Below are 8,220 nucleotides of genomic sequence, written 5' to 3'. Positions count from 1 at the left end.
ATTGAAGAATGGGAAAAAGCAGGAATAATTAACCTAGATTTAAAAATATTTGAGGAATAAAATGAATAGAAAAGATGAACACTTAAAATTAGCTTTAGAATATCATAAGGAAAACACATATTCAGATTTTGATAAACTTTCTTTTGTCCACCAAGTTTTTTCAGAAGTCAATGTAGACGATGTTGACCTATCAACTGAAATAGCAGGTATAAAATTAGACCATCCTTTTTATATAAATGGTATGACTGGAGGGTCTGAACTTACAAAGAAATATAATCAAAAATTAGCCATATTAGCTAGAGAAACTAATACCTTTATGGGGGTAGGATCTTTATCAGCAGCTTTAAAAGATGAAAGTTTAGAAGATTCATTTACAATAGCTAGGAAAGAAAATCCCCAAGGTAAAATATTTGCAAATTTAGGGGCGGATAAAAAATTAGAAGATGCAAAGAAAGCTATTCAAATAATAGAAGCAGATGGTATACAAATCCATGTCAATGTTGCCCAAGAAATAGTAATGCCTGAAGGGGAAAGAGACTTCAGAGGTTGGATTAATAATATTAAAGAAATAATCGAAGGAGTAGGCAAGCCAGTTATAGTAAAAGAAGTTGGATTTGGTATGTCTAAGAAGGCTATTAAACAATTAATAGATATTGGAGCTAAGACCATAGACATATCTGGAACTGGCGGTACCAACTTTGCTCAAATAGAAAACTCTAGGAGAAGTAAAGACAAGTATGATTTCTTATTGAATTATGGAAATTCAACAGTAGCTTCCTTATTAGAAGCTCAAGATTATCTGTCAGATGTTCAAATAGTAGCATCAGCTGGTATTAGAAATTCAATGGATATCATTAAATCCTTATCATTGGGAGCATCTGCAGTCGCTATGGCAGGTAGGTTTATAAATTTAGTAGATAAGTATGACATAGAAGAGGCTATTCAAATAGTAGAGGAATGGAAGTATCAATTAAAGTCAATTATGGCTTTATTAGGTGCGAAAAATATTGAAGAATTAAGAAAGACTGATATAATTGTCGGATCTGACCTTAAAGACTGGTGTGAAGCAAGAAATATTGACTGTAAAAAATTAGCAAATAGAAATATATTTTAAGTATATAAAAATTCCCTAAATCCATATTGGATCTAGGGAATTTATTATTTTAATTATTTAACATATACGTCATACCAATTTGGTGAGCAGTTTCCACATCTGTCGTAAACTTTTCCTTGACCACCAAATGGAGTATTGATTACTGTTCCTTTTGGTATTCCATATCCTGCTGCTAAAACAATATATCCATTGCTATCAGCTACATATCCATTACCATTAACGTGTCTACCAGGTATTCTTAATCCACGACCAGGTAATACTGATTGTGAGTAGTATGTAAATTTGTAACCACCCCATCTTACAACACCATTAAATTTGAATTGTCTTAATGAATATAAAGCTGATGAACTAGCAGGACCGCTTGATACAGGTCTAGCTTTTGTACCAACTTCAATTATCTTTTTTACAGGATCTTTTACAGTTTCTTTTTTTACAAGTGTTCTATTATCTTCACCCTTGTTTTCGTAAATTTCTTTTACAAGACCATTTGAACCTTTTTGTATAACTTTTGTTTGACCTTTATACATAGAAGAATTGTTTCTTTTTTCTGTATCAAAGTTAATTGATCTTTCTACAACTTCTTTTGAACCGTAAACTGTAACTTGTTTCACTGGCTCTTCAATTATCTTAGTATCAACTTCTTTATCTGAAACTAATTCTCCATTGATAGAAGTCTTTTCTTTATTTACTAATTGCTTACCATCTTTACCTTCTGTTTTTACTTGGCTTTCACCATAGGCAAGATCGAAAGAATATTCTTTTTCTTCTTCAAATTCTACAGTTTCTTCTGTGTTATATTTTTCTACTTCAACATCATCATATTTAACTGCCAAATCGTCAATAATTTTGAAAGTTTTACTTGGTGATACTAAGTCATGATTATCAGCAACTATACCTTGTTCCTTTAGGAAGTCTTCAACAGTATTTGTATAAGTGCTTACTTGGGTCAGTGTACCCTTGTTTGTAAACTTAACTGTTTTTTCAGTATTTGCAATAATTTCTAAATCATTTCTAACTTTATCATCTAAATTATTTTCAACCTTTAATTTATCAAGGTCTAAACCTTCTTCTAATAAAGCTTCTCTAACAGTCTTACTTGAAGTTTTTACTTCTTTAATTTCATTGTTAATATTTAATGTGATTGTTTTTGGCATGGAAGCTAAAACAAATCCACTTGCGAAAACAAACGCTATAACTGCTATAAAAGTAGTTATAATTGTTTTGTTCTTTTTAATAAACATATATCTCCTCCAATTTCTTAACTTCCTATATATTAGAGTTTTTGAAAGGAAATGTCAATAATTCTGTAATCAAATTGTAACTATTAGTAATAATTTTGTAAATACATATTTTTGATTATTTAAACTCCTCTAAAAGCTTGAAAAATAGCCAAATAAAAAAAGACAAGCTATGAAAAGCTTGTCATCAAATATTACATTTAGTTAACAAATTACTATTTTACCATTATTTGCCTTTATATTTAATATTAAAATGTCCGAATTATCTCTATCAAAATTCTTAATAATATTTAGATTAGGACCAATTTTACTATGTGAATTTATGGATTTGTTCTCAAATATAATAGGACGACTTTGGTCCATATTTGAAATTTTTACCATGGAATTAAAACCAGAAATAGATAAAGTCTTAGTCATTGAATTAATAGAACTGATATCTACACTTCCGTTAGGATTGGTGATTTTTGTATTAACTGACTTTAATTCATCAAGTTCCAAGTTTGTGTTTAAGGCCTTTATAGCTAAATCATTTGTTGCAGTTTTACTTTGCTTATAAGAACTATTTAATAATTTAATATCTATTTTATGACTAGAGATATTACTAATATCAATAAGGGCATTTATGTTTTCAACTTCTAATTCATTGGAATTTATATTATGAATTTTTATATCATCATTTAGACTTTTCACAAATAATGAATTTATCAAGTTCTTAGGAATTCTAATATCCAAGTTAATTTTAAAGTTTTTATGATTGGAAGATATATTATTTTTGAAGCTAAGGTCAAAGCTATTATTAGTATTTTTATAGCTATAAAAGTCTTTAACTTTATTTTCATATGATTTTTTATAAGCAAGATCTATATTAATTAAAATATTGTCTTCATCGTGACCATATAAGTTGATAGGTCCATAAGGGTTATTTATTACAAAGTCTTTTTTATTATCAATTATTTCATCTATTGTATAAGATTCATTTAGGATAGGAGATTCGTCATCAGATTCTTCAATAAAATTTTCTTCAACATTTTCGAATTCTTCTGCCAATTTATCTTGAAAGTTATCCATAAAAACATTTAACTTTCCTAAAATATTTCCTACGGCTTGGGCTGATTTTTTTACAAAGCTATTAGAAGTATCTTCCCTTTCTTCTGTATTTTTTTCTGTTGTATCTTCTTGGTATGAATCTTGTTTTGTTTCATTATTTAAATCTTTATTATCTTTATCATCTTTAATTGCTTCTAATAGTTCTAAAGCTTCTTGGCTAGATATTTTCCCTTCATCTAACATATTTAATATTAAGAGTCTTTTATCATTCATGTTTGCCTCCGTAATTTTCTATATAACCATTATATAATATAGAAGATAAAAATGTTTTAATTATGTTATGATAGTTATATATTTTGAGGAGGATATGATGAATATAGTTATCGTAGGGGCTGGAAAAGTTGGTCAAGTCCTATGTCATGATTTAAGTCATGAAAATCATAATATTACATTAATAGAAATAAATTCAGATCTTTTAGAAGAAATGCTTAATGAACACGATATAAATGGTGTAGTAGGGAATGGCTCTTCCTATGAAATACAAGTAGAGGCAGGTGTCGAAAAGGCAGATATTTTCATTGCAGTAACAGACAATGATGAGCTTAATTTGATAGCCGCAGTATTGGCTAAAAATATTGGGGCAGAGACAACTATAGCCAGGGCTAGAAAAGAAGATTACATATATCTAAATGGACCAGTTAGAAGGTCTCTAGGGATTAATTATATAGTTAATCCTGAATTAGAAGCTGCAGAATATATTAGAAGGCTAATCACTTTCCCACAAGCTATTTCTTATGAATCTTTTACAAGTAAAGATGAAGCTCCTATTGTAGAAATGAGAGTATCTCCTGATTCTAATTTAGTTGGAAAAATGCTTATACAATTTAGGAACTTATATAAAAATATACTTGTATGTGCAGTAGCAGATGGCGACAAAGTATTTATACCAAATGGTGATTATGCAATTAAATCGGGAGACCACTTATTTGTAATTGGCCCAATAGAAGAACTTTCTAAGTTGTTTTTAGAAAATAAACAAACTACAAAAGCCATCAAATCAATTTTTATTATTGGTGGAGGCTTGTTATCTAGATATATATTAAAAGTGCTTAATGATACTAATATAAAAATAAAATTAATAGAAAAAGATAGGGAAAAGGCTGAATATATTAGTTTAAATTTCCCAAAAGTTGAAGTTATAAATGATGACGGTACATCATCTAAAACACTTAAAGAACAAAGGGCTGACCAATATGATGCCTTATTTGCACTTACAGGAATAGATGAAGAAAACATGATTGTTTCAATGGTAGCTCAAAAATACAATATTGGAAAGACTTTAACAAAAATATCTAGGACAGAATTAAATGACTTAGGAGACTTGATTGGTCTCCAGTCAATTGTAACTCCAAAGAGGATAACAGCTGATAAGATATTACAAAAAATTAGAGCCTTAGAAAATTCTCAAGGGTCCAATGTAGAGGCCTTATATAAAATGGCCAATGACCAAGTTGAAGCTTTAGAATTTATCGTTAAGGAAACTTCTAAGGTTACAGGTATTAAACTAAAAGATTTACCTATCAAAAATGGAAATCTTTTAGCCTTTATAAAAAGAAATAATGAAGTACTATTCCCAAGTGGGGAAGATACAATAGAAGTAAATGATAGGGTAATATTAGTTACTCAAAATGAAGGATTAAATGAATTGGATGAGATTTTACTATGAATATAAAAAAAGTAATTAAGACCATCTCAAGATTGCTATTAGTTGAAGCTTTATTGATGCTAGTACCTTTATTAACAGCATTTTTATATAAAGAAAGTTCAACTGAAAAAATGGCTTTTGTATGGACCATACTTATATTATTAATAATAAATTTACCCTTGCAATTTATAAAAGTAGATTCAAAAAAACTATTTGCCAGTGAAGGTTTTGTAATTGTAACAGGTACCTGGACTCTAATGTCATTTTTTGGAGGCTTACCCTTGTACTTGTCGGGACAATTTACTTCTCTAATTGATAGTTTCTTTGAGGTAGCATCTGGCTTTACAACCACAGGAGCTTCAGTATTGGCTGATGTTTCTGTACAAAGCCCATCAATCATTATATGGAAGGCCATGCAACAATTTATAGGTGGTATGGGGGTATTAGTATTCGCCTTAGCCGTATTACCAAGTGTAAGTAAGGAAGACATCCATTTGATGAAGGCGGAATCACCAGGACCTATTTTTGGTAAGTTGCTTTCTAGGTTGAAAGATTCAGCAAGGATACTTTATACCATATATGCTTTACTTACATCGATACTGATTGTTGCCTTGTTATTAGCTGGTATGCCATTATTTGATGCCATTACTCATGCCCTTGAAACAGCAGGTACTGGAGGATTTTCTATAAGAAATGGATCAGTTGCACACTATAACTCAGCCCTTATTGAAATGATAATAGGGCTTGGGATGCTAGCTTTTTCAATAAACTTTTCTCTTTATCACTTATTTTTAATTGGTAAGGCTAAAAATTTTTTTGATAATGAAGAATTAAAATGGTTTATAGGAATAGTGGTATCAGCTATTCTACTTATAACTATTAATATAAGTTCAGATTTAGGTGTATTAAAAGCCTTAAGACATTCATTCTTTACAGTATCTTCAACCGTATCCACGACAGGATTTTCTTCAAATGACTATACAAGTTGGCCTTTATTTTCTCAAATAATAATAATGGCGCTAATGTTTATAGGTGGAATGGCTGGATCTACAGCAGGTGGATTGAAAGTAATCAGAGTATCAATGGCTAGCAAATATGCCTTGATGGAAGTAAAGAAACAAAGAAATCCTAAGAGGATATTGAAAATGAGATACGATGGTAAGGTTGTGGAAGATAAGTACTTAAGAACCCTTATAAATTACTTTAGTTTATATGCTATAATTTTCTTTGTTTTATTATTAAGTGTATCAATAGATTTACAAGATTTTATATCAGCTTTTTCTGCTGTAGCAACAACATTTAACAACGTAGGACCAGGACTTGGTCAAGTTGGACCTGCATCATCTTTTGCCATGCTTTCCAATTTTAACAAGGTCTTATTATCCTTTGCTATGATAGCAGGAAGACTTGAAATATTTCCTATGATAATTTTATTTTCACCGGACACATGGAAGAAGGTATAAATGGAAAATATAGTTTTAGATATAATTGATTTAGATGACAAGGGCAGAGGTGTAGCAAAAAAAGATGGTTTGGTTTATTTTGTAGACCAAGCTAAGCTTGGCCAAATAGTTGCTGTGGAAATTGTAAAAGAAAAGAAAAGTTTTTGTGAAGCTATTATTAAAGAGCTAGTAGAAGAATCTCCATATTTAACCTCTGATAATGTGGGAGAAGAAAATCTCTGTGGTGTCTATGAATTATATGATATTTCTTATGACAAACAGATAGAATTTAAGAAAGACAAGCTTATAAATCAGATAAATAGGATAGCTGGTGAAAATTTAGAAGATATAAAGTTTGTAGAAGCTGATAAAAAGCAAGGCTACAGAAACAAATTAGAAATAAAAGTTAATCCAAATGGGGACTTATCATATTTTTCCAGGTCTACAAATGATCATGTAAAAATCAACCAGTGCTTAATGAACACCAAAGAGATAAATGATATTGTTCTTTTATTAAAAGATTTATTGAAAAGGCACGATATAAAAGGCTATGATCCAAGGACAAATAAGGGGCTTGTAAAAAATATAATCATAAGGTCAACTTCTCTTGGACAGACTATGCTTATCTTGGTCTATAATGAGGACTTCGACTTTTCAAAACTTGCTAAAGATTTAGAAGCTAGTGAAAAAATAAATTCTTTTTATATTAGCAAAAACACCAAATCTAGAAACTATAAGATGCAAGATTTACAGCATGTTTTTGGTGCTGAAAAGATACAAGAGCAATTGGGAGATAAGACCTTTAATATTTCAGCCAAGGCCTTTATGCAAGTCAACAAGAATGTTTCCTATGATATTTATATGCAAGCCAAGGAATACTTGAAAAATATCAAACCCCAAATACTTCTAGACCTGTATAGTGGAATTTCTACTACTTCTATTCTTTTTGCTGACCAGGTTGAAAAGATAATGTCTGTAGAAATCAACAATGATGCAGTTCAAGATGCTAAGGAAAATGCAGCAATAAATAAGGTTGATAATATTGAATTTATAAATAAAGCTGCTGAAAAAGCTATAGAAGACCTTAAATTAAACCAGGAAAATACTACAGTTTTATTTGACCCACCAAGAAGAGGACTAGATGGAAATATAATTTCTAAAATTGGTGGTTCAAATATAGAAAATATTATTTATATTTCTTGCAATCCAGCTAGTTTAGCTAGAGATATAAAGAGATTTAAAGAATATGGGTATAAATTAACTGACATCATAGCTTATGATCAATTTGTAAACACATTAGAAATAGAGACTTTAATAAGAATGAAAAGGAAGGTGAGTAGATGAATAAAGAAGTAATAACTTATGATAAAGTAATAACTTATGATAAAGTAATCGAAACTATCAGAAAGTCTAATGATATCCAGTTTATATATAAAAATAGTTTATATAACATAACCTTATTTTCTAGAAAATGGTATCTTGCAGTAACAGGTGAAGAAAACTTCACAAAAGAATTAGCCGATGGTAAAGATATAGATGAGCTAATAAATAAGCTTGATGAAATATTAATTAGAGATAAAAAATTAAAAGAAATTATCAATAATCATTTATATAGTGAAGGTACATTAATATTATTTGATAAATACAAATAAATAGTTTTAAATTTTAGGAGTT

At 29.6% G+C, this 8,220-nt stretch carries 7 protein-coding genes; 5 read left to right on the top strand and 2 right to left on the bottom strand.

Features of this window, described 5'->3' with window-relative positions; genetic code table 11:
- Positions 1–61 precede the first annotated feature (61 nt).
- The gene (gene fni / locus Q0U66_RS02300) at positions 62–1,114 is read left to right on the top strand and encodes a type 2 isopentenyl-diphosphate Delta-isomerase (protein WP_297377070.1); all 1,053 of its coding nucleotides are present in this window, start codon (positions 62–64) and stop codon (positions 1,112–1,114) included.
- Positions 1,115–1,167: 53 nt separating this feature from the next.
- Here the strand turns inward: fni and Q0U66_RS02295 are convergent, their stop codons facing one another.
- Both Q0U66_RS02295 and Q0U66_RS02290 read right to left on the bottom strand, forming a co-directional pair.
- Entirely contained in the window at positions 1,168–2,355 is a 1,188-nt protein-coding gene (locus Q0U66_RS02295; RefSeq protein WP_297377068.1) for a G5 domain-containing protein, read from the bottom strand.
- Between the two features lie 201 nt (positions 2,356–2,556).
- A complete protein-coding gene (locus tag Q0U66_RS02290; RefSeq protein WP_297377066.1) occupies positions 2,557–3,672 on the bottom strand; it encodes a hypothetical protein in 1,116 nt (371 codons plus the stop codon).
- A gap of 97 nt (positions 3,673–3,769) precedes the next feature.
- Here Q0U66_RS02290 and trkA point away from each other — a divergent pair, with 97 nt between their 5' ends.
- The 4 genes from trkA to Q0U66_RS02270 are packed head-to-tail and all read left to right on the top strand — an operon-like array spanning position 3,770 to position 8,198.
- Positions 3,770–5,125, top strand: coding sequence for a Trk system potassium transporter TrkA (gene trkA / locus Q0U66_RS02285; RefSeq protein WP_297377064.1), 1,356 nt, complete (start codon positions 3,770–3,772; stop codon positions 5,123–5,125).
- Entirely contained in the window at positions 5,122–6,567 is a 1,446-nt protein-coding gene (locus tag Q0U66_RS02280) for a TrkH family potassium uptake protein (protein WP_297377062.1), read from the top strand. The genes trkA and Q0U66_RS02280 overlap by 4 nt, the downstream gene beginning before the upstream one ends.
- Complete coding sequence (rlmD, locus tag Q0U66_RS02275) at positions 6,568–7,890, top strand: 23S rRNA (uracil(1939)-C(5))-methyltransferase RlmD (protein WP_297377060.1); 1,323 nt, start codon at positions 6,568–6,570, stop codon at positions 7,888–7,890.
- Positions 7,887–8,198 carry a hypothetical protein gene (locus Q0U66_RS02270; protein ID WP_297377058.1) on the top strand — a complete coding sequence of 104 codons (312 nt, stop codon included), beginning with the start codon at positions 7,887–7,889 and terminating at the stop codon, positions 8,196–8,198. The genes rlmD and Q0U66_RS02270 overlap by 4 nt, the downstream gene beginning before the upstream one ends.
- Positions 8,199–8,220: the final 22 nt, after the last annotated feature.

This window comes from uncultured Helcococcus sp. (genome assembly GCF_946998255.1).
Lineage (GTDB): Bacteria > Bacillota > Clostridia > Tissierellales > Peptoniphilaceae > Helcococcus.
This window is presented reverse-complemented; position numbering and strand designations above follow the sequence as displayed.

Excerpts from the sequence above, each read along its gene's own strand:
- rlmD (WP_297377060.1), top strand. The coding sequence starts at position 6,568 with ATGGAAAATATAGTTTTAGATATAATTGATTTAGATGACAAGGGCAGA.
- Q0U66_RS02290 (WP_297377066.1), bottom strand. The coding sequence starts at position 3,672 with ATGAATGATAAAAGACTCTTAATATTAAATATGTTAGATGAAGGGAAA.
- trkA (WP_297377064.1), top strand. The coding sequence starts at position 3,770 with ATGAATATAGTTATCGTAGGGGCTGGAAAAGTTGGTCAAGTCCTATGT.
- fni (WP_297377070.1), top strand. The coding sequence starts at position 62 with ATGAATAGAAAAGATGAACACTTAAAATTAGCTTTAGAATATCATAAG.
- Q0U66_RS02295 (WP_297377068.1), bottom strand. The coding sequence starts at position 2,355 with ATGTTTATTAAAAAGAACAAAACAATTATAACTACTTTTATAGCAGTT.
- Q0U66_RS02280 (WP_297377062.1), top strand. The coding sequence starts at position 5,122 with ATGAATATAAAAAAAGTAATTAAGACCATCTCAAGATTGCTATTAGTT.
- Q0U66_RS02270 (WP_297377058.1), top strand. The coding sequence starts at position 7,887 with ATGAATAAAGAAGTAATAACTTATGATAAAGTAATAACTTATGATAAA.